This window comes from Pseudomonas sp. P7759 (assembly GCF_013386445.1).
Lineage (GTDB): Bacteria > Pseudomonadota > Gammaproteobacteria > Pseudomonadales > Pseudomonadaceae > Aquipseudomonas > Aquipseudomonas azotoformans_A.
Genome location: NZ_JACART010000018.1, coordinates 29,419 through 51,909 on the forward strand (window position 1 = coordinate 29,419; position 22,491 = coordinate 51,909).

General features: G+C 60.3%; 18 protein-coding genes. 13 read left to right on the forward strand and 5 right to left on the reverse strand.

Translation table 11 applies throughout. From position 1 onward, the window contains the following. Nucleotides 1-2: 2 nt before the first annotated feature. A complete protein-coding gene (locus tag HX823_RS16550; RefSeq protein WP_038843868.1) occupies nt 3-332 on the reverse strand; it encodes a DUF6388 family protein in 330 nt (109 codons plus the stop codon). 13 nt (nt 333-345) lie between these two features. Continuing rightward, the gene (locus HX823_RS16555; protein WP_038843869.1) at nt 346-612 is read right to left on the reverse strand and encodes a hypothetical protein; all 267 of its coding nucleotides are present in this window, start codon (nt 610-612) and stop codon (nt 346-348) included. Between the two features lie 295 nt (nt 613-907). Here HX823_RS16555 and HX823_RS16560 point away from each other — a divergent pair, with 295 nt between their 5' ends. Continuing rightward, entirely contained in the window at nt 908-2,983 is a 2,076-nt protein-coding gene (locus tag HX823_RS16560; RefSeq protein ID WP_177075550.1) for an EAL domain-containing protein, read from the forward strand. Here the strand turns inward: HX823_RS16560 and HX823_RS16565 are convergent. The 3 genes from HX823_RS16565 to HX823_RS16575 are packed head-to-tail and all read right to left on the reverse strand — an operon-like array spanning nt 2,980 to nt 6,254. Further along, the gene (locus HX823_RS16565; protein WP_177075553.1) at nt 2,980-3,813 is read right to left on the reverse strand and encodes a metal-dependent hydrolase; all 834 of its coding nucleotides are present in this window, start codon (nt 3,811-3,813) and stop codon (nt 2,980-2,982) included. The two genes, HX823_RS16560 and HX823_RS16565, sit on opposite strands and share 4 nt — an antisense overlap. 15 nt (nt 3,814-3,828) lie before the next feature. Continuing rightward, nucleotides 3,829-4,719, reverse strand: coding sequence for an SDR family oxidoreductase (locus HX823_RS16570; protein ID WP_177075556.1), 891 nt, complete (start codon nt 4,717-4,719; stop codon nt 3,829-3,831). Then, complete coding sequence (locus tag HX823_RS16575; RefSeq protein WP_177075558.1) at nt 4,716-6,254, reverse strand: NAD(P)/FAD-dependent oxidoreductase; 1,539 nt, start codon at nt 6,252-6,254, stop codon at nt 4,716-4,718. The genes HX823_RS16570 and HX823_RS16575 overlap by 4 nt, the downstream gene beginning before the upstream one ends. A gap of 204 nt (nt 6,255-6,458) precedes the next feature. Here HX823_RS16575 and HX823_RS16580 point away from each other — a divergent pair, with 204 nt between their 5' ends. The 12 genes from HX823_RS16580 (at nt 6,459) to HX823_RS16635 (ending at nt 22,440) form a co-directional block, all read left to right on the forward strand. Continuing rightward, on the forward strand, nt 6,459-7,520 hold the full coding sequence (locus HX823_RS16580) for an alpha/beta fold hydrolase (RefSeq protein ID WP_177075559.1): 1,062 nt from the start codon (nt 6,459-6,461) through the stop codon (nt 7,518-7,520). A 294-nt stretch (nt 7,521-7,814) separates the two neighbouring features. Then, nucleotides 7,815-9,095: an alkane 1-monooxygenase gene (locus HX823_RS16585; RefSeq protein ID WP_177075561.1), complete on the forward strand. Its 1,281-nt coding sequence runs from the start codon at nt 7,815-7,817 to the stop codon at nt 9,093-9,095. Between the two features lie 131 nt (nt 9,096-9,226). Further along, nucleotides 9,227-9,721 (forward strand): alkane oxidation protein activator PraA, encoded by a 495-nt coding sequence (praA, locus tag HX823_RS16590; protein WP_177075563.1) that lies wholly within the window; start codon nt 9,227-9,229, stop codon nt 9,719-9,721. A gap of 132 nt (nt 9,722-9,853) precedes the next feature. Further along, nucleotides 9,854-10,363, forward strand: a complete 510-nt coding sequence (gene praB, locus HX823_RS16595; protein ID WP_038843881.1) for an alkane oxidation protein activator PraB — start codon at nt 9,854-9,856, stop codon at nt 10,361-10,363. 122 nt (nt 10,364-10,485) lie between these two features. Further along, nucleotides 10,486-11,931: an outer membrane protein transport protein gene (locus HX823_RS16600; RefSeq protein WP_038843883.1), complete on the forward strand. Its 1,446-nt coding sequence runs from the start codon at nt 10,486-10,488 to the stop codon at nt 11,929-11,931. A gap of 435 nt (nt 11,932-12,366) precedes the next feature. Next, nucleotides 12,367-12,861 (forward strand): alkane oxidation protein activator PraB, encoded by a 495-nt coding sequence (praB, locus tag HX823_RS16605; RefSeq protein WP_038843885.1) that lies wholly within the window; start codon nt 12,367-12,369, stop codon nt 12,859-12,861. 150 nt (nt 12,862-13,011) lie between these two features. Next, nucleotides 13,012-14,418 carry an outer membrane protein transport protein gene (locus HX823_RS16610; protein WP_218169844.1) on the forward strand — a complete coding sequence of 469 codons (1,407 nt, stop codon included), beginning with the start codon at nt 13,012-13,014 and terminating at the stop codon, nt 14,416-14,418. 199 nt (nt 14,419-14,617) lie between these two features. Continuing rightward, nucleotides 14,618-17,143 (forward strand): acyl-CoA dehydrogenase, encoded by a 2,526-nt coding sequence (locus HX823_RS16615; protein ID WP_177075568.1) that lies wholly within the window; start codon nt 14,618-14,620, stop codon nt 17,141-17,143. A gap of 29 nt (nt 17,144-17,172) precedes the next feature. Further along, nucleotides 17,173-18,516, forward strand: a complete 1,344-nt coding sequence (locus HX823_RS16620; protein ID WP_177075570.1) for a 3-oxoacyl-ACP reductase — start codon at nt 17,173-17,175, stop codon at nt 18,514-18,516. A gap of 3 nt (nt 18,517-18,519) precedes the next feature. Continuing rightward, complete coding sequence (locus HX823_RS16625) at nt 18,520-19,410, forward strand: MaoC/PaaZ C-terminal domain-containing protein (RefSeq protein ID WP_177075572.1); 891 nt, start codon at nt 18,520-18,522, stop codon at nt 19,408-19,410. After that, nucleotides 19,407-20,705 carry an acetyl-CoA C-acetyltransferase gene (locus HX823_RS16630; RefSeq protein WP_177075574.1) on the forward strand — a complete coding sequence of 433 codons (1,299 nt, stop codon included), beginning with the start codon at nt 19,407-19,409 and terminating at the stop codon, nt 20,703-20,705. The genes HX823_RS16625 and HX823_RS16630 overlap by 4 nt, the downstream gene beginning before the upstream one ends. A 31-nt stretch (nt 20,706-20,736) precedes the next feature. Further along, on the forward strand, nt 20,737-22,440 hold the full coding sequence (locus tag HX823_RS16635) for an AMP-binding protein (RefSeq protein WP_177075576.1): 1,704 nt from the start codon (nt 20,737-20,739) through the stop codon (nt 22,438-22,440). Nucleotides 22,441-22,491: the final 51 nt, after the last annotated feature.

The following is a 22,491-nucleotide window of genomic DNA, read 5'->3' on the forward strand; positions in this document are numbered from 1 at the left end:
GGTCAGCCGGCCAAATCATGCAACTGGCGGTATTCGTCCCAGCTCAGGCCGGCCATCTGTGCCACTTCCTTATGCACTTCAAGACGTTGGGCTTCAAAGTCTTCGGGGGATTCTGCGGTGAGTTTAAGGGTCAACTCCCAGGCAAACAGGCCCTGGCGTTCGGCCTCTGCTTCGAAGGCCTCATGCAGCCTTTCGGCTCGATAGTGCGCCAGGGTTTCGCCCTTGGCTTGAGCTGCCAGCGGGTTCAGGGTGTTGAGTTCCAAGGCCACATCGGGGTGTTCGTTGAGAAACCTGTCCAGTGCCAGTTGGTGGTTATCGCCGGGTGGTGACAAAGGCTTGCTCCAATCAATGGCCGGGCTTTGGACGGTGGCCAGCGCTAAGGCGGCGGGCGCGTTTGCGTAGTCGGCGGTCGGTCCAGGCGCGTATGGGGGTGAGTAAAAACAATAAAAGATAGGCGATCAGCACCAGGGTCAGGTCCAGGGAACCCTCGTTGGAGGATCCCGTCATTCGTTCGATCACGCCCTTGCAGATCAACAGCAGCGTAACCCCGAATACCCAGAGCAGGATGTTGAAAAACAGCGGGCGTACATTCATTGACAGCTTGTCTTGCATATCGAGCGTCTCTCCCTGGTGCCAACTTCCTTCGCAGGCAGCCTTCCATGAATACAGCGAACCTATCGCACAATACCGGTGCCGATAATACTCATTGAAGCAGATTCGGTGATTGGCCCAGGTCAGAAAATCCAATTAATTTGAAAAACCAGGGAATTGCCTGTCATCCATTACGGAAAAAACACCTGGATGAAGGGCAAAAGGCTTTCGCTCCCTGTGCCAGGACGTGTAGCGTTAGCCCGTGTTTCCGGCCCTGCCTTCCAGGGGCAGTGGGCGATGGACAGAGGGATGGGTCATGGCGCAAACGCTGTTCAAGCTTTTCTTCACCCAACGACTGGCCGCCCTGGCCAGCACCGAGTCTCTTCGAGCGATCCGCGAAGGTTTGTTGTGGATCCTGCCATGCCTGTTGGTGTCTGCCGGCTTCCTGATCCTGTCGGAATGCGCACGGGTGCTGGGTTTCGATCCGCAAGTAGTGGCATTTCTCGCGGGCCTGCACAATCAAATCAGCTCTGTGATCCCGCTGTTGGTGGCGGCGTCCATCGGTTACATGCTGGCAATCCAGTATCGCCTGCCGCAACTACCGGTGGCGTTCCTGTGCCTGGCCCATGTGGTGGTGGCGACGTTTATCCTGCGTGAATATCCCCGCGCTTCGGCAACCTTTGTACTGTTTATCGCAATTGCCTCGCCGCTGTTGAACGTGCCGGCGATTGCCTGGCTGCACCGTCACCGCTGGACCCGGTTGGTCAACGAAGACTTGGTAGGCCATAACCTGCGGGGCACGATCAATATGGTGGTGCCGGGCGCCATCACCGCTCTGGGATTGGTGGTGGTACTGTCCTTGCTGTTGCAGGTGCCTTATGTGGCGCAACTGCAGGGCCCCCAAGTACTCGATGCCCTGCAATCGCCCTACGGTAGCGGGCTGTTCGTGACCCTGATGAATTCGTTGTTGTGGTTTTTCGGCATTCACGGCGTGTACGCCATGCAACCGCTGTTCGATGTGCTGGACCAGGCGGTGGTGCTTAACGGTACGGCGTTGGCGGCGGGCGAGCCGATCAAGTACATGTTGAACAGCGGCCTGTTGGGCAGCTTTGCGTTTATCGGAGGTTCCGGCGGCGCGTTGTGCCTGTTACTGGCGATCCTGCTGTTCTCCAAAAGCCAGTCCATGCGTTTGTTGGCGGTGGCAAGCCTGCCGCTGTCACTGTTCAACGTCAGTGAGGTGTTGTTGTTCGGTTTGCCGATCATCCTCAACCCGCGCTTGTTCATCCCGTTTCTGATCGTGCCTGCGTTGAATGCCATGGTGGCGTTGGCGGTGGTGCAGATGGGCTGGGTGTCGCCGGCGGTGGTCAGCGTTCCGTTAACGGCGCCTGTGCTGCTCAATGCCTACCTGAGTACCCATGGCGACCTCGCGGCAGTGGCGCTGCAACTGACGCTGCTGGGCCTGGGCACTTTGGTGTACGCGCCCTATGTGCGCGCGATTCATCGCCAGGCTACCGAAGGGGGCACGGTCTACCTCAAGTCCCTGGACATGACCTTCCGGGGTCTTGAAGAAAAGGGCCGGCTGCGTGAACTGGATCCGGTGCTCGCGTCCCACAAGACCCTGGCACGCCAGGCCAATGAGTTGAGCCGCATCCAGCAAATCAGTGACTACGAGTTCTACCTCGAATTCCAGCCGCAGATATCGACCCGCACCGGCCTGTGCACCGGTTGTGAAGCCCTCATGCGTGCCCGTGATGCCGAGGGCAAGGTGCATTCGCCGTGGGAGTTCCTGCAATGGCTGGCCCAGGCGCGGTTGATGCCGGATGTGGATGTGTGGGTAGCGTCCCAGGCGGTCCGCCAATACCAGAAGTGGCAGAAACTCGGCTTTGCCTTGCCGATGACCATCAATATTTCCAGCGCGACCCTGACCGACGCCGCCTATGGCGAGCGCCTTGTGGAAATCCTGGCCCAGGCCCACGGGCAGGTCTCGGTGGAAATCACCGAAGACGCGCTGGTCAGCGATATCCAGGTCACGCGCCAGACCATCCAGAAGCTGCAGGCCATTGGCGCCAAGGTCTATATCGATGACTTTGGCACCGGGTTTTCGGCCTTGAGTTACCTGCATCAGTTTCCGGTGGACTTCATCAAGATCGACCGCAGTTTCGTGGTGGCCCAGCACGATCCCAAGGGCGCCCAGGTCATGACCGGCATGCTGCGCTTCTGTGAGGCGCTGAACCTGGGCGTGGTGGTGGAAGGGGTGGAGACCGCCGAGCAGTTGGCCTTCCTGAATACCGGCGCCGAATTGATCATCCAGGGCTGGTATTTCAGCAAGGCACTGCCGGGCGATCAGTTGGAAGGTTTTGTGCGTGAACGCGCCGCCTTGGCGCAAGCCTAATACCCGCGTTGGGTCTGCTCGATCTCCTCGATCAGGTCGTCAATTGCGGCCAGGCGCACACGGTTGTCATGATCCCAGGGGTGAAAGCCGGGTTTGAAGTAATGCAGCCACGGCACCGCCATCCGTGGGAACACGCCCTTGGGCCCATACAGAAATTTCAGCATGCGCCAGAAGCCTTTCAGGTGCCCGCCGGATTTGCGGTCGGCGATCAGCAGGCGCAGGTGGAAATCGAACACCACCAGCCAGAAAAACACGGTGGTGGTGAGCATGGTCCCGGTGCGCAGCAAATAGCGCTTGGGTCCGGGCTTGATCACCGTGTTCCAGACATCAAAGGCCACCGCCTTATGTTCGGTTTCCTCAAGGGCATGCCAGTACCACATCTGTTGGTAGCCCTTGAGTGACTCGCCGAAGCGGGACGGGTCGCTCAACAGGATTTCGGCCAGCATCGCGGTGTAGTGTTCAAGGGCAATGGTCACGGCCAGGTTGAAGGATGCCGGCAGGTGTTTTTTCTGCAGGTCGAGGATGAATTTCAGTCGACGGTCCAGGGTGTGCGCGGGTAAGCCGGCGGCTTGCAGCAAATCGTTGTAGGCCACGTGTTCGCGGCTGTGCATCGCCTCCTGGCCAATAAAACCCTGGATCTCTTTCTTCAGCGCGGGGTCGTCGATGCGTTGGCGGTAGTGGCGCACGCTGTCCATGAAAAACAGCTCGCCTTGAGGGAACAGCAGCGACAGGGCATTGAAGAAGTGCGTGATGAACGGACCCTGTTCATGCCAGTCCTTGATGCGCTCGGCGGGCAGGGCGAAACGGATGTCACGGCGGATCGGCAACATGGTGCGTGCTCCTGTTCAGAGGCGGGGCTCGTCGTTGGGTTCAAGTACCGGCGTGCGGGGTTTTGGCGCCATGCGTTTGCTGGCAAACACCACCAGGGCTTGATAGGCCGCCGGCAGGCAGCGGGCGAGCAGGTCGAGGCAATACGCGTCGCGGCCGATCAGCACACGGCGCTTGTTTTTGCGTACACCGTGCAGGATCACTTTGGCGGCCTGGTCGGCGTCGGTGATGAACAGCTTTTCGAAGTCGGCGCGGGCTTGCTGTTCGCTGTGGATCAGGAACCCCGTCATGTTCGCGTCGATACGGCTGCTGCGGCAGATATCGGTGCGAATACCGCCAGGGTGCACGCAAGTGGCCGATACACCGCAGCGTTGCAGGTCCAGCTCCTGGCGCAGGGATTCGGTAAAGCCGCGCACGGCAAACTTGGTGGCGTTGTAGCCGCTCATGCCTGGTTGGGCAAACAGGCCGAACACGCTGGAGGTGTTGATGATATGGCCATCGCCTGCGGCTTTCAGGTACGGCAGAAACGCCTTGGTGCCGTAGACCACGCCCCAGAAGTTGATGCCGACGATCCATTCCAGGTCGGCGTAGTCCACACCCTCCACGGTGCTCGACAGGGCCACCCCGGCATTGTTGAACACCAGATTGACCTGTCCGTGATCGGCCGCGCAGCGTGCAGCCCAGTCCTCCATGGCCTGGCGATCGGACACATCCAGTACCTGGGTGGTGATCAACACAGGCGCCAGGGTCGACGTTTTGATCAGCGCCGACGTCTGTTCCAGCCCCTGGCTGTTTTTGTCCGCCAGTGCCAGGTGGCAACCTTCCCGTGCCAAGGCTAATGCCAACGCGCGACCCATGCCCGACGCCGCGCCGGTAATGGCCGCCACGCGGCCGTTGAATGACTTCATGACAGGCTCCCTTCGGCAGCGGAATGGGCGGCCGGCACAGGGCGGTCGGGCGCATTGATCGGCACCAGGCTGGCCACGTAATCCTTGAGCGCAAACTGGCGCGTGACCTGCTTGAAGCGCCAAGTCGAGCCGGGCCACAACGTGGTGTTCTTGCCAGTGCGAGGGTCGAGGTACCAGCTCTGGCAACCGCCGGTATTCCAGATGGTGCGCTTGAGCTTGTCTTGCAACTGTTGGTTGAAGGCGCTTTCCACGCTGGGTTTGACGTCCACACTGGCGATGCGATGCCGCTGCATTTGCTTGAGTGCATCGAGGATGTAGGTCACCTGGGCTTCGATCATCAGGATCATCGAGTTATGCCCCAGGCCGGTGTTGGGGCCAACGATCAGGAACAGGTTGGGATAGCCGGGCACCGTGGTGCCCTTGTAGGCATGGGCGCCGTCTTGCCAGGTGTCCATCAGGTCGACGCCGCCGCGGCCGATGATGCAGTCGCGGGGCAGGGGATCGGTGGCCTGGAAGCCGGTGCCGAAGATCAGGCAGTCGGCCGGGTGCTTGATACCGTCGGCGGTGATCACCCCGTCAGCTTCGATGCGCAGCACGTTGTCGGTGACCACCTCGACGTTGCTGCGCGACAGCGCGGGGTAGTAGTCATTGGAGATCAGCACGCGCTTGCAGCCGATGGTGTAGTCCGGGGTCAGGGTCTTGCGCAGGGAAGGGCGCGCCACTTGTTTGTGCAGGTGGCGCAGGGCGATTTTCTGCACCATTTTCATCAGCCGTGGGTGCAGGGCAAAGCCGACCACGCGACCTTCCAACGCCCAATAAAAAGCGCTACGCACCAGGCGTTGGGTGAAGGGAAGGTGCTTGAACAGCCAGCGTTCGAAAGGCGAGATCGCCCGGTCGGGCTTGGGCATGATCCAGGGTGGAGTGCGTTGGAACAGGTCCAGGTGAGCCACCTGCGGCGCAATCTGCGGCACAAACTGAATGGCGCTGGCGCCGGTGCCGATCACTGCCACCCGCTTGCCCTTCAAGGAATAGTCGTGGTCCCACTGCTGTGAGTGGAAGCGCTTGCCCTTGAAACTGTCGAGCCCCGGAATATCCGGCAGCGCCGGGCGCGACAGGCCGCCCATGCCCGAGACCAGCACCCGTGCACTGACCTGGCGACCATCGCTGAAGCGCAATTGCCAGCGCTGGTGTTGCTCATCGAAGACCGCCCGCTCAAGGCCCATGCCGAAACGCAAGTAGGGCGCCAGCCCGAAACGCGTGGCGCATTGCTCCAGGTAAGCGCGGATCTCCGCTTGCGGCGCGAACTGGCGAGTCCAGTCCGGGTTGGGCGCGAAGGAAAACGAATACACGTGGGACTGCACATCACAGGCGCAGCCGGGGTAGTGGTTGTCACGCCAGGTGCCGCCGAGGGTGTCGGCCTGCTCGGCGATAAAGAAGTCAGTGAACCCGGCCTCCTTGAGCTTGATCGCCATGCACAGGCCGGCAAAGCCAGAGCCGATGATGGCGATGTCGATTGAGTCGCTCTGGGCATTCATAAGCATTCCTTCATGGGCATCGGGTGTGCTCCTTTTCTTGTTGTGTCTTTTAGATAGAACACCATTGCAAAGAAAAATTGAATTACTTATTTTAAAAAAGATTTTAAATAATCTACCTGAAAATATCGCCTACGCTAGTCCCAGGTTCCTCATGTGCGACTTGTCCGACGGACAGGCACGACGTTCAGGTCCAGGGTGTGGACGATGGCTGAGGCCTTGATCAATTCCGGTCGGGTCGCCAGCCGCAGGGATGCAGAGGACCGAGCTATGGCTGTTGAATGGGTTATCGCTGCGGCTGTATTGATAGGCGCAAGCGCCGTTTTGTGGGGATTCAGCGCGTGGATGACGCGAAGTATTGAAGCCGCCGTTCCGAACAATGGGCGCTTTGTGGAGGTGAATGGCGAGCGCTTTCATTATTACGAAGAGGGCAAGGGCCCGCCGTTGGTGATGATTCACGGCCTGATGGGCAGTAGTCGCAACCTGACGTATGCCTTGTCCGGACAATTGCGTGAGCAGTTCCGTGTCATCACGCTCGACCGCCCTGGATCGGGTTATTCCACACGCCATAAAGGCACCGCTGCGGACCTGCCGGCCCAGGCGCGGCAAGTGGCGGCCTTTATCGAGACGCTGGGCCTGGATAAACCTGTGGTGCTGGGGCATTCCCTGGGTGGTGCGATTTCCCTGGCGCTGGCCCTCGACCATCCCCACGCAGTGTCGGGGTTGGTGTTGGTGGCGCCACTGACCCATCCACAACCGACTTTGCCCGTGGTGTTCTGGTCACTGGCGGTGCGACCGGCCTGGCTGCGGCGCTGGGTGTCTCACACCCTCACGGTGCCGATTGGCCTGTTGACGCGCGGCGCGGTGGTCAAAGGCGTGTTCGCACCGGACAGTGCCCCTGACGATTTCGCCACCCGTGGCGGGGGGCTGCTGGGCATGCGCCCCGACAACTTCTATGCCGCGTCCAGCGAGATCGCCCTGGTCAATGATGTCCTACCGGGCATGGTCAAGCGCTACCCGCAACTGACGCTGCCCATCAGCCTGATCTATGGCGCGCAGGACAAGGTCCTGGACTTTCGCAAGCACGGCCAGGCCCTGGCCGACAAGGTTCCGGGCCTGAAGCTGCAGGTGGTGGAGGGGCGCGGGCACATGCTGCCGATCACCGCCACCGCGCGGGTGGTGGAGGCGGTGCACCACCTGGCCAAGCGTGCGCGGCCAGCGCAAAGCGCTGCAATCCTGCATCCGCCGTTTGCGTTGGCAAGCAAATAATCGTGGCACTCACTGCGGGTTGTACCGTCCGAAATGCTTGGCCTAGAGACCTGACCCAGCGGCTGAAAAAGAGACTGTCCGGTCACGTAAAAAAGGCCTCGAAAAAGTAGTTGACGACCTAACGATTCCGCGCTATTTCTTTAAAAAAATATTTCAATGTTTATTTTGAAATGATTTTTGAAATGCCTAAGAGCGAATAAAAATGAAAAAAACGTCTTTTATCGCATGGTTGATTTCCTGGAGCATTCAACGCTCCCTGAACCTGTTTTGCACTGCCCAGCAACGGAGGCTGCCATGAACCAGACACTGGCAGCTCCAAGCACCTGGACCGACGGCAAGCGCCACCTGTGGTGGTTGGGCATCATGCCCTTGGCCACGCCTTTGTTGTCCGGCGCCCTGGCCATCACCACCGGTGTGCAGCAACTCTGGTGGGTCGGCGTATTAGTGATCTTCGGCCTGATCCCACTGATCGACGGCCTGCTCGGTGAAGACGTGAGCAACCCGCCCGAATCCGCCGTCAGCCACCTTGAATCGCAAAGCTACTACCGCTGGATCGTCTACACCGGCGTGGTGTTTGTGATCTCGTCGGTGGTGATCACCGGTTGGCTGGCTGCCGGCGGTATCGACTGGATCATCGAGGGTGGGCTGTTGCAGGCTGTCGCGAACCTGGAGCCGTCGAGCTGGCTGTCCCATGCGGCCAGCTACATCACCGCACGCACCCAGTTGCATGGCGAAGTGAGCTGGTTCACTTACCTGGGCATGGCCATGTCGACGGGCGCCGCCACCGGCATCGCGATCAACACCGCCCATGAACTGGGCCACAAACCCAATGCGCTGGAGGTGTTCCTGGCCAAAGTCACCTTGGCCCCGACCTTCTACGGTCACTTCTACACCGAGCACAACCGTGGCCACCACGTCCGTGTCGCCACGCCGGAAGATCCGGCCAGTTCGCGGCTGGGGGAGAGCTTCTGGGCCTTTCTGCCGCGCTCGGTGTGGTTCAGTGCCCGCTCAGCGTGGAACCTGGAGCGCGAACGCCTGCGCAAGCTCGGCCTGCCGGCCTGGCATTGGCAGAACGGCGTGCTCAGTGCCTGGATGTACAGCGTGGTGCTGTGGGGCGCGATGATCGCCTGGCTGGGAGCGGCAGTGATTCCGTTCCTGATTATCCAAGGCATCTACGGGTTTTCGCTGCTGGAAGTCGTGAACTATGTAGAACACTACGGACTTAAACGTCAGAAGTTGCCCAATGGTCGTTATGAACGTTGCTCGCCCCGGCATTCCTGGAACAGCAATCGGATTGTTACCAATATCTTCCTGTTTCAATTACAACGGCACTCCGATCACCATGCCAACCCCACTCGTAGTTATCAGTCGTTGCGTCATTTTGATGAATCGCCGCAACTTCCTTATGGCTACGCCAGTATGATTGTCTGGGCCTATGTGCCTTATTTGTGGCGGCGGCGCATGGACCATCGTGTGCTGAATCATTATGCGGGAGATATTACGCTGACCAATCTTCAGCCCTCACAACGCTTGAAGTACCTGGAGAAGTACAGCAACAGCGCTAAGCCTTTTTAAGTTCACGCCATACCGTGTGCGTACTCGGGGCCTGCGTGCCGCGCAGGTCTCTATCGCCCGCAAGTTTACAAATCAATAACCCGAAAGTTGTTTGCCCCGAACAAAAATAATTAAAGGGAAGGACGTACACCATGCAAGCACCTGCCAAGTTCACCACCCATATCGTATTGGCTGCGCTGGGCCTTATTGCCTATCACCAGGCCCAGGCAGCGCGCATCGAACCCGCCGGCAGTGCATTCACCGCCCAAGGTCCCATCAGCTTTTCCAAAGGCGCACTGATCAGTGCCGATTGCACCATCAAGGTCGCCGGCAAAGTGGCGGCGGATGGTTTATCGGTGAATGTCGACAAAGTCGAATTCGACGGCGGCCTCAAGTGCCGTCGGGTCGAAGCCATCAACCTGCCGTGGGTATTGGTCGCCAAAGACACCAAGAGCGGTTCCATGTCGAAGATCAGCGTGGATGTCCACGCCTTTGGTTTGGGCGGCAAGTGCGGTCCTTCTACCGCCGATGGCACCTGGGATAACGCCACCGGCAAGTTGGAGGCCGCCAATGTACCAATCGGCGACGACTGCACGATCAAGACGGTATCTATCAAGATGCCACCTAACTTTAAGTTTGTTGAGTAACCACCTGATTTTATTGCGGTAATTGAATTGAGATTTGGCTGGAAAGGGAAGTTCTGCAGTTTCACCGTGACCTCTCGATCATGGCCATTACCCCTGGCGAAATGAATTCGCCATAACATGTGAGGAAAAACAATGAAAAGCTTGAAAACTCTCGTGTCGTTGACTGCTTTGACTGTTTGCATGGGTGCTGCTTCCATGGTGAATGCCGCTACCATTTCTCCTCCTGGCGCGGGTTTCACCACGCCCGCAGGTGCTATCACTGTTACATCGCCTGCGTCGTTCGGGGCGCCCGTGGCTTGCACCATCGTCTTTACCGGCAGCGTGGCTGCGAGTGGTGCCAACGCTTCGATCACCGGCGCCACTGTGAGCGGCTCCAACCCACTTTGCGGTGTGCCAGTGTTGCTGGGTTTGCCATGGACCTTGACCGCCTCCACCGCCACCGGGCCTGACACCTTTGCAGGCACTGTTTCAGGCGTGAACTTCAAGATCGTCAGCAACTGCGCAAGCGCTCCAGCCACCATCAATGTGGTCTACAACAACAGCAACCACACCATTACTGTTCCATCGGCACAAACCGTCGGCAGTTGCAAAATCACTGCGCTGAACGCGACGCCAACCCCAACGCTCACTGTCAACCCTTGATAGGCGTGCGCTTGACGTGATGATCACACGTTGAAACGCAAGTGCCCTGCAAAGGGCACTTGTTAAGGCAAGCCAAGGCGGTGATTCCGGCTGTGGTGGATAAAAATAATAAGGAGTGGAGCATGAATAATAAGAAACAACAGGCCCAGGCGTTACTTGGCCTGGCGTTGTTGAGCGGGTTTATGGTCGCAGCCGGGCCCGTTCAGGCTGGCGGGTACTCGACTCCTACATTTGGCGCGCAAGGCTGGGGCCGTGCGTTTGGCGGTGGTTCACTGTTCAAGAATGACCCTTCTTCAGCCTACAACAACCCGGCCGCCATGGCGTTCATTGACCAAACCATCGCGCAGCAGAACGTTATCTATGCGCGTATCAATATCAAGTTCAAGGGAAATGCCTATGACTACAAAGGGGACCCGACGTCCACCGGGGTCATGGACGAATTCGGCGGTGTGACCTCCACGCCGCGTGAAGGCAATGGGGGTGAAGCCGGCTTTACGGCTTGGGTGCCCACTGGCTTCTTGGTGATACCTATCAACGATCGCTTCAGTTTTGGCTTGAGTCAGGTCGTCCCGCAGGGCATGAAATCCACGTGGGACCAGGACTGGAAAGGCCGTGACTTCGCCGTTGACACCAAAATTGAAACCGTCGGTTTGACCGGCTCGCTGTCGTTCAAGGTCAATGACCAGTTTTCTATTGGTGCAGGTGCCATTGTTCAGCACAGCACAGGCTTCGTGAGCCAGAACGTCGACCTGTATGCGGCGGCGGCGGTCTCGCCGGGGCTGGGTGGTCTCGGCATCCCGTTCCCATCGGGGGTAGGGCAGTCGCTGATGCGGGTCAAGGTCGATAACACCTCGGTGGGCTGGTTTGCCGGCCTGGCCTGGAAACCCACTTTGCAAGACACGCTGGGTTTCAACTACCACGCCAAAATCAAGAACAAAATGGAGGGCAAATACAACATCTATGCTGATCCAGGCAGCAGGTTGCTGATGACCGATGCCGGAGGGGATGGCTTGACGCTGGTCGAGCGTGCTTACCCCGGCCTCAAACTGTTTCCGGACGGCGCCAACGCATCCACCCAGCTGGACATTCCGGCCACCGCCGCCATCGACTGGGTGCATGTGTTCAACGACCGATTCAGCCTGGGCGCCAGTGTGCTGTGGACCCAATGGTCGTCATTCAAGGCGCTGACCCTGAAGTCCGATGGCAATACCATCGTGTCGATCCCCTACAAGTACAGGGACGTCATGATGTATTCCCTAGGGGGCGACTATAAGCTTACCGATGACTTCACCCTGCGCGCCGGTGTTGCCTATGACCAGACTCCCACCCGCAATTCCACGCGTGACCCACGTATCCCCGACGGCGATCGTTACTTCGCTTCTCTCGGCTTTGGCTACGATATCAAGGCCATACCCGGCTTGAGTATCGACGGTGCCTACTCTCGGCAGTTTGTCGAGCAGGTGAAGCTCAAAACCGTCAACGTCGACCGCCTGGGCGCTGCGCGCCTGGATGGTAAAGTCGACAGCAAAGGTGAGGTTGTCAGCCTGTCCGCCACTTACAAGTTCTAATGTATGCGGTAGTGGAGCAGCCAGTCAGCGCATCTTTCTGCTGTTTCACGCGTTTACCGCATCGACGGGTCGCCTGTGCGACCCGTTTCGATTTTTACTGAAGCACCTTCAACCTCCCACTTCATCATCCCTCGCAAGTACTCACGACCCCCGCCTGGTTCCGTCATTATTTCCTAATAAATCGATGTTTTCACTCGCTCGGATTAGTCCTATTCCGGCGCCTGCTTAGTTGCAGGAAAGTTGTTCTACCCGAACAAAAACAATTTGAAGGGATGAACGCTAACTATGCAATTTCCTACAAGGTTCCCCGCTCATCGGTATCGGTCATTGATGTGAAGTTTGGCCGGATCGAGGAGTTCTGCTGTTTCACCTCAACTCCTCAGTCATGGTCATTGTCCCTGGCGACTAACTCGCCTTTCTACGTGAGGAATAACAATGATGAACTTTAAAACTGTCGTGTCGTTGTCTGCCTTGGCTGTTCTGATGGGGGCCGCCTCCATGGCCAATGCCTACAGCATCACCCCTGTAAACACCCACTTCACCGCACCCGGCACGATCTCGGTGAAATCGCCATCCTCCTACCAGGCCGCAGTCAATTGCGGGGCGACTTTCACCGGTAATGTCGACGCCGCGGGCGTTGCCAAAATCACTGACGTTGCCATCACGGGGGGTGGGCTGTGCAGCCTGCCCAAGATCACCGGCTTGCCATGGACGTTGACCTCGACCGGTGCTACCGCAGGTTCGGTGACCAACGTCGGATACACCATCGCGGGTTCGATTCTGTACCCCGTCTCCAATTGTGGTGCTTCCACTATCACCGCCAACTACAGCGGTGGTGTGTTGACGGCTACCAATCAATCCCTGGCAGGCAACTGCACCGTGGTAAGCCTGAGCGTCAAGCCAACGCCAGCGTTCACCGTTGTTCCTTGAGGATGGCGTGAATACAAGGGGCTGAGCGCCCGTTAAAAGGCAGGCGCCTCCCATGAGGCGTCTGTTGCGGCTGGCTGATTGAGAGCGCAGTAGAGGTGCCGTGTGAAGTTAAATAAACGACAGATTGAAGTGCTGCTGGGCCTGGCGTTAATGGGCGGATGGATGGTGGCCGCACCTGTGCAGGCCGGCGGTTTCTCCACCCCGACCTATGGTGCCCCCGGCTGGGGCAGGGCCTTCGCGGGCGGTTCGCTGTTCAAGAACGATCCGAGTTCGGCGTATAACAACCCGGCCGCCATGGCCTTCATCGACCGTAACGTTGCGCAGTTCACGGTCGATTACGCGCGCATCAAGATCAAGTACAAAGGCGACGCCTATGATTACGCAGGCAAGCCGATTTCCAGCACGCCGCTGGACGACAGTGGCTTTCCTGATTCCACAGCGACGACCGTTAACAACAATGACGGTGGCCAAGGGGGATTTTCTGCCTGGCTGCCCACAGGCTTCATGGTGATGCCGTTGGGCGACCGGTTTGCTTTCGGCCTGAGCCAGGTCGTGCCCCAGGGCATGCGTTCCACCTGGGACCAGGATTCGAAACTGCGTGGGTTTGCAGTAGACACCAAAATCGAAACCGTGGGTTTGACCGGTGCGCTGTCGTTCAAGGTCAACGACCAGTTTTCCGTTGGCGGTGGGGTGATCGTCCAGCACAGCAAGGGGTTCGTCAGCCAGAACATCGACTTGTTGTCGGCGGCGGCGGTATCGGACTCTGAACTGGGCGGTATTGCTTTCCCGTCGGACGTCGGCGGCGCGCTGATGCGGGTCAAGGTCGACAATGTGTCAGCCGGCTGGTTTACCGGTGTGGTGTGGAAACCCACGGAAAAAGACACACTGGGGTTGAACTACCACGCCAGGATCAAGAACAAGATGACCGGCAAGTACAACATCCATGCCGATAAGTTTTCCTACAATCTCATGACCCAACCAAGCCCCTTCGGCGGCAGCGGTACGCTGGTGGGCACGGCCTATCCGGGGCTTGAGCTGTTTCCGGACGGTGCCCATGCCAGCACCCGGTTGGATATCCCTGCCACCGCAGGTTTGGACTGGGTGCACCAGTTCAATGATCGGTTCACCCTGGGCGCGAGTGTGGTCTGGACGCAGTGGTCCTCGTTCAAGGACCTGACACTCAAGTCGGGGGACATCACCATCGTGTCTATTCCCTACAACTACAGGGACACCTGGATGTACTCCCTCGGTGGCGACTTCCGTGCGACCGATGAACTGACCTTGCGCGCGGGTGTGGCCATTGACCAGACGCCAACCCGCAATTCCACCCGTGACCCGCGCATCCCGGATGGTGATCGCACCTTTGTGTCCCTCGGTGCCGGGTACGACGTGAAGGCAATTGAGGGCCTGACCCTCGACGTTGCCTATTCCCACCAGTTCGTTCAGACGGTCAAGTTGAAGACCCAGAACGTCGACCGGCTGGGGGCCGCGCGCCTCGACGGCAAGGTGAATGCGTCCGGTGATGTCGTCAGCCTGTCGGCCACCTATACGTTCTGATGTTTCAAGGCGGTATTCCCCTTTTGTGACGGATTGACCAGGCGGCTCGCTCAGCCGCCATTTTTTCACCCAGGCATTAAATAATAATTTCAAAACAAAATTTGAATATAGTTTTCGAATTTTGTAGTGTGGCGTTACGCCGCATGTCATCCGACCTGGCGCACGTAGGCCGTACCCTGAATCGAATCGAGGTATCTCCATGGTTATCTGGTTACTGGTGGGTTTCGCAGCAGCGATCGCCCTGGCATATCGACAAGCTGTCGCCACCCTGTGGTTGGCCGCAGGCCTGATCTGGCTGGCAGCGGGTTACCTGTTCAACGTCGTGGCCGGTTTCGGCGCCACAGTCGCGGCGATACTGGTGGTGGCGCCCGCGTTGCTGATGACTATCAAACCCCTGCGCCGCACCTTGCTGACCAGCAGGGCTTTGGGCCTGTTTCGTACGATCATGCCGGCGATGTCTGACACCGAACGCGCCGCCATCGAGTCCGGCACCGTGTGGTGGGACGCCGAGCTGTTCAGCGGCAAGCCCAATTGGCAGCGTCTGCTGCAAGCCGCACCGGCCAGCCTGAGCGCAGAGGAACAAGCCTTCCTCGACAACGAAGTCGAAACCCTGTGCGACATCGCCAATGACTGGGAAACCACCCAGGTCTGGCAGGACATGTCGCCCGAAGGCTGGCAGTACACCAAGGATGCCGGGTTCCTCGGCATGATCATTCCCAAGCAATACGGCGGCAAAGGCTTCTCCCACTACGCGCACTCGCAGGTGGTGATGAAGCTGTCGACGCGCTGCTCGGCGGCCGCCATTTCGGTGATGGTGCCCAACTCCCTCGGCCCGGCCGAACTGCTGCTTCACTACGGCACCGATGCCCAGCGCAACTACTACCTGCCGCGCCTGGCGCGAGGTGAAGACATTCCATGCTTTGCCCTGACCAGCCCGTATGCCGGCTCCGATGCCGGGGCGATTCCTGACCTGGGCATCGTCTGCAAAGGCACCCATGAAGGTGAGGAAGTGCTGGGCTTTCGCGTGACCTGGGACAAGCGCTACATCACCCTCGGCCCGATTGCCACGGTGCTCGGCCTGGCGTTCCGCGCAGAAGATCCGGATGGCTTGCTCGGCGCTCCGGGTTCACTCGGTATCACCTGCGCACTGATCCCAACCTCCCATCCCGGCGTCAACAGTGGCCGCCGGCATTGGCCGCTGAATGCCGTCTTCCAGAACGGTCCTACCACCGGCAAGGATGTGTTCATTCCGCTGGAGTGGGTGATCGGCGGCCGCGAGCAAGTCGGCAACGGCTGGCGCATGTTGATGGAATGCCTGGCCGCCGGTCGCGCAATTTCCTTGCCGTCGGCCAACGTCGGCCTGGGCAAGGTGGCGGTGCGCGGCACCACCGCCTATGCCGCGATGCGCAAACAGTTCGGCCTGCCCATCGGCAAATTCGAAGGCGTGCAGGCACCCTTGGCGCGCATGGCCGGGCATCTGTATGCCTGCGATGCGGTGCGCAAGGTGTCGGTGGCGTCCCTGGACGCGGGTGAGAAACCCTCGGTGATCTCGGCGATCGCCAAGTACCACGTCACCGAGCGCGCGCGGATCATCGTCAATGACGGCATGGACATCGTTGCCGGCAAGGGCATCTGCATGGGCCCCAACAACTTCCTGGCCCGTGCCTATCAGCAAAGCCCCATCGCCATCACCGTGGAAGGCGCGAACATCATGACGCGCTGCCTGATCATCTTTGGCCAGGGCCTGATCCGTTGCCATCCTTATGTGTTCCGCGAAATGGAAGCAGCGCGTAACCCTGACCAACGTAGAGCGCTGGAAGCCTTCGACAGTGCCATGTTTGGCCATGTGAGCTTTGTGCTGGCCAATACCGTACGAGCGGCGGTGCATTCCCTGACAGGCGGGCGGTTGATTTCCGTTCCGGCCAAGACCGACCCCGCGCTGGCGTCCTACTACCGCCAGGCCAATCGTCTGTCAGTGGTACTCGCGCTGATTTCGGATATTTCCATGGGCGTGCTGGGCGGAGCCCTCAAGCGCAAGGAAAGTATCACCGGGCGCCTGGGGGATATTCTGTCGCAGCTGTACATCCTGTCCTGCGTACTCAAGCGGTTTGAGGACGACGGCCGGCCCCAGGCGGATCTGCCGTTGGTGCACTGGGCGGCGCAGGATGCATTGCTGCGGGCCCACGAAGCGCTGGCGGAAGTGCTTGATAACTACCCCTCGAAACCCGCTGCGGCGGTGCTACGTGGCCTGACCTTCCCGTTCGGGATCCCACTGCGCAAACCGTCGGACCGTCTGCTGGCCCAAGTGGCGGACGTGGTGCAGACACCGGGCGAAACCCGCGACCGGTTGTTGGCCAACTCCTACATCCCACGTCCAGAAATTGACAAGTTGGCCTACGGCGAACTGGGTTTCCGCCTGCTGCCGCAGGTCGAGCTGATCGACGCCCGGCTCAAGCCCGCCGTGAAGCAGGGCCTGATCGAACCGATGCCGATCTCCGCCACGGCCTTCACCGCCTGGCGCGTCAAGGCGCGGGCGCTGGACTTGATCAGCGATGACGAAGACACCTTGCTCGGCCGTTACGTGGAATACGCCGACCACGGCATCCAAGTGGATGACTTTCCGCAGGACTTCGGCTTGCTGGAGGCGTTGCAGCAGCGCAAGCAAGCGCTGGAGCCGACGGCGAAACGTCGCACCAGCCAAAGCGAAAACGCCTCGGTCAATTAGCCAACACCGTGTTGTGAGTGAATCTATCAATGAGTGACAGCTACCTTTCCTTCGTCAATTCCCCTTGGGGCCGTCGCCTGGCCCAAGCCATCGGCTTGCCGCAGCCCCTGCCACTGCAACGCTACCGCAGCGGCCAGCAGGGCTTGGTCAACCCGGTGATCATCGCCGGGGCAGGGCGCCTGGCCGCCGAGGTGCAGCGGATTTTCGCGGCCACCGATACCGTTGCTGCCACCCCGGCGACGCTCAAGGCGCCATCTACGGTGAAAGTGCAGGGCGCGGTGTTTGACGCCAGCGCCGTGGCCGACCTGCAACAGTTGGACGCGCTGTATGTGTTCTTTCACGCCAACGCCAAGCGTCTTGGCCACCATGGCCGCGTCGTGGTGCTCGGCACCGCGCCGGAGCATTGCCAGGATTTGCCCCAAGCCATTGCCCAGCGTGCCCTCGAAGGGTTGGTGCGCTCGCTGGCCAAGGAGCTGCGCCGGGCGATTACTGTGCAGTTGATCTACGTGGCGCCGGGTGCCGAAGACGCACTGGACAGCAGCTTGCGTTTCTTCCTGTCGCGCCGTTCGGCCTATGTGTCGGGGCAAGTGGTGCGCCTGGAGAAACCGGTGGACGGCCACGTCACGGTCAATTGGGACAAACCCTTCGCTGGCCGTCGCGCCCTGGTCACCGGCGCCTCCCGTGGCATCGGCCTGGCGATTGCCCAGGTATTGGCGCGGGACGGCGCCCATGTGGTGTGCGTGGATGTGCCCCAGGCCCAGACGGCGTTGCAACAGGCGGCGGACAGCGTCGAAGGTTCGGCGCTGCCCCTGGACATCACCGCGCCGGACGCGCCCGCACTGCTGCAAGCCCACGTCAGCCAATACGGCGCCTTTGACGTGGTGGTGCACAACGCAGGGATCACCCGCGACAAGACCATCGCCAAAATGACCGAGGCCGCCTGGCGCAGCGTGCTGGCGGTGAACCTCGAAGCGCCGTTGCTACTGAGCAATGCCTTATTGGATAGCCAAGGCCTCAAACCGGGAGGTCGAATTGTTTGTGTCTCGTCGATTTCTGGTATCGCCGGCAACCTCGGGCAAAGCAATTACGCCACCTCCAAGGCCGGTGTGATCGGCTTGGTGCAGGGCCTGGCACCGCGTGCATCGGCGCAGCAGGTGACGGTGAATGCGGTGGCGCCGGGGTTCATCGAAACCCAGATGACCGCGAAGATCCCGCTGATGATCCGTGAAGCCGGGCGCCGCATGAATTCGCTGTCCCAGGGCGGGCAGCCGGTCGACGTGGCCGAAACTATTGCCTGGCTGGCGCATCCGGCGTCCGGCGGGGTTAACGGCCAAGTCGTACGGGTGTGCGGCCAAAGCCTGCTGGGAGCCTGAGCCATGGACTACGTGACACAGATCATTGATCCGCCGCCTTCACGCACCCGCTTGCTGCTGGATGGCGTGTGTGCCCTGCGCAAACCCAAGCTCGACGGTGCGCCCGTGCTGCCCACGGAACGCCTGGTGTGCTCGGCGGTGGCGTTGTCTGCCGCCGACATCACGGCTTATGGCCGTGCCTGTGGGTTTCGCCGCGAACAGGGCGTGCCGTTGTCCTATCCCCACGTGCTGGCGTTCCCTTTGCACTTGATGCTGCTGACCCGCCCAAGCTTTCCGTACCCGGCCAGCGGCATGGTGCACCTGGCCAATCGCATCCGTCAGCACCAGCGCTTGCACGAAGGCCAGGCGTTGCGCATTGAGGTGTATTGCGAGCGTTGGGTCGCCCATCCCAAGGGCCAGGCGTTGAGCATCGCCACTCGTGCCTACGGTGCCGGCACGCTGGTATGGGAAAGCGACAGCCTGTATCTGCGCCGGGACGTCAAGGACCCGGTCGGCGAACCGTGGGGTGACGCGTTGCCGCTGCAGGAAGAAAGCTTGTTACGCACCCAACGCTGGGTGCTGCCCGCCGACCTGGGCCGACGTTTTGCCAAGGTCTCAGGGGATTTCAACCCGATTCACACTTCGGTGATCGGCGCCAAACTGTTCGGCTTTCGCCGCGCCATCGCCCATGGCATGTGGACCCTGGGCCACGCGCTCGCCGCCCAGCAACCGCCCGGTGGCCTGGACCAGGCCGAGGCTCATTGTGACTTCAAGTTGCCGATCTTCCTGCCCGGCCAGGTCGCGCTGTGGAGCCATCCGGTGACTGGCCCGCGCCGCGAATTCGAAGTGCGCAATTTTGCCGGTGACAAACCCCATATGCGTGGCCTTTTCATCTGGAAAGAGAACCTGGAATGAGTGACTACAGCTTCAACCCGGCCCCGGTCCGTCGCGTGGCGATCATCGGTGGCAACCGCATCCCTTTTGCTCGCTCCAACACGGTGTACGCCCACGACAGCAACCAGGACCTGCTGGTCGCCGCGCTGCAAGGGCTGGTCGACCGCTACAACCTGCACGGCCAACGCCTCGGTGAGTTTGCCGCTGGCGCGGTGATCAAGCATTCGCGGGATTTCAACCTGGCGCGTGAGTCGTTGCTGTCCACCACCTTGTCGCCGGACACGCCGGCCTACGATGTGCAACAAGCCTGCGGCACCGGCCTGGAAGCGGCGTTATTGGTGGCGAACAAGATTGCCCTCGGCCAGATCGAGGTGGGCATTGCCGGGGGTGCCGACACCACCTCTGACGCGCCCATCGGTATCAATGAGTCCTTGCGCCACACGTTGCTCGCCGCCAATCGTGCCAAGGGCATGGGCGACAAGCTGAAAACGTTGCTCAAGGTCCGGCCGTCGATGTTCTTCAAACCACTGTTGCCACGCAACGGCGAGCCGCGCACCGGCCTGTCCATGGGCGAGCACTGCGAAGAAATGGCCAAGCGCTGGCAGATCAAGCGCCTGGCCCAGGATGAGCTGACCCTCACCAGCCACCAGCGCCTGGACGCGGCCTACAAGCGCGGCTTCTTCGACGACCTGATCAGCCCCCATCGCGGCCTGGCCAGGGACAACAACCTGCGCGCCGATGCCAGCCTGGAAAAGCTCGCCGGCCTGTCTCCAGCCTACGACCGTCAGAACGGCACCCTTACCGCCGGCAACTCCACTCCGTTGACCGACGGCGCCTCGGTGGTGCTGCTGGCCAGTGAAGAGTGGGCCGCCGCCAACGGCTGGCCAGTGCTGGCCTACCTGCGTACCGGCGAAACCGCAGCGGTGAATTTTGTCGACGGCACCGAAGGCTTGCTGATGGCCCCGGCCTACGCCGTGCCGCGCATGCTTAAACGCGAAGGCCTGAGCTTCAAGGACTTCGACTTCTTCGAGATCCACGAAGCCTTTGCCGCCCAGGTGTTGTGCACGCTCAAGGCCTGGGAAGACCCGGATTATTGCCGCGAACGTCTTGGCTTGGAGGCGCCCCTGGGCACCATTGATCGCGCGAAGATGAACGTCAACGGAGGCTCGCTGGGCTGCGGCCATCCCTTTGCCGCCACGGGAGGCCGGCAATTGGCGGCGTTGGCCAAGATCATCCATGCGAACGGCGGCGGGCGCGGCCTGATTTCCATCTGCGCGGCGGGTGGGCTGGGCATTACCGCCATCGTCGAAAAGTAGCTCTATCAAAAACAACAACAAGGAGACTGCCATGAACGCTGTAAGCCTGGAACACACCGAACGGATCTGGTTGAACGCTTACCTGCCCGGCGTCCCGGCAGATATCGACGCCGCTATCGAGCACTACCCATCGCTGCGCGAGGTGTTCCTGGAGCACCTGGAAAAATTTCGCGAACGGGTGGCGTACGTCAGCATCGGCACCGAAATGACCTACGCCGACTGGCAGGTGCAAGGCTATGCCTTTGCCGCCTGGCTGCAGGGGCAGGGCGTCAAGAAGGGTGATCGTGTCGCGCTGATGATGCCCAACTGCTTGCAGTATCCGATTTGCCTGTTGGGTACGATCCTGGCCGGCGCGGTGGTGGTCAACGTCAACCCGCTGTACACCTCCCATGAGCTCAAGCACCTGCTAAAGGACAGCGGCGCGGAAACCGTGGTGATCTTCGAGAATTTCGCCCACACCCTGGAAAAAGTCATCACCGGCAGCAGCGTCAAGCGTGTGGTAATCGCGGCCATCGGCGATTTGCTGGGGACGTTCAAAGGCGCGGCGATGAACTTCATCCTGCGTAGCGTGCAAAAGCAGGTGCCAGCGTTCAGTCTGCGCGGCTCGCTGCGCTTCAACCAGGTGCTGAAACAGGGGCGGGCGCTCACGCATTTCCCGGTGCAGATGCACCTCGACGACCTGGCCTTCCTGCAATACACCGGCGGTACCACCGGCGACGCGAAGGGCGTGATGCTCAGTCACCGCAATATCATCGCCAACCTGCTGCAAGCCAAGGCCTGGGTTGGTGACCAACTGGACCAGGACAAGCAGGAAACCAACGTCACCTTGTTGCCGCTGTACCATATCTTTTCCCTGACGGTGAACTGCCTGATGTTCATGTGCCTGGGCGGGCGCAACATCCTGATCGCCAACCCACGGGACGTGAAGCGTGTGCAGATGATCCTGCGCAAGGAGCGCTTCAACGGGATAGCCGGGGTCAACACCTTGTTTAACGGCCTGCTCGAGAATAAGGAGTTCTGCGCGCGGGACTTTTCTGACCTGCGCATGGTGATCGCCGGAGGCATGGCCACGCACACGGCGGTGGCCAAGCGTTGGAAGGAAGTCACGGGGCTGCCGATCATCGAAGGCTACGGCCTCACCGAATGCTCGCCGGTGGTGAGCATCAGCCCGATCGACATTGCGCGCATGCGCGAGATGGAATTCACCGGCAGCATCGGCGTGCCATTGCCCTCGACCTGGGTGCGGTTTGTTCGCGAAGACGGTGAGTTGGCTGAGATTGGCGAGCAGGGCGAACTGCAAGTGCGCGGGCCACAGGTGATGCAGGGCTACTGGAAACGTCCGGACGCCACTGCCGAAGTGCTGGATGCCGAAGGGTGGTTGTCGACCGGTGATATCGGCGTGATGGACACGCGTGGTTATATCCGCCTGGTGGACCGCAAGAAGGACATGATCCTGGTCTCGGGCTTCAACGTATACCCCAATGAAATCGAGGACGTGGTGGCGCTGCACCCTGGTGTGGCCGAAGTGGCGGCGATTGGGGTGGAAGATGGTGTGACCGGGGAGAAGGTCAAGATCATTGTGGTGCGCAAGGACCCGAGCCTGACCCAGGAGCAGATTCTTGCGCATTGCCGGGAGTACCTGACGGGGTACAAGGTGCCCAGGTACGTGGAGTTCCGCACCACTGAACTGCCCAAGACCACTGTCGGCAAAGTCCTGCGCAGGGCACTGCGTTAGACTTTGCTTTTTGTGGTGAGCGAGCTTGCCTCGCGCGGGGCAAGCCCGCTC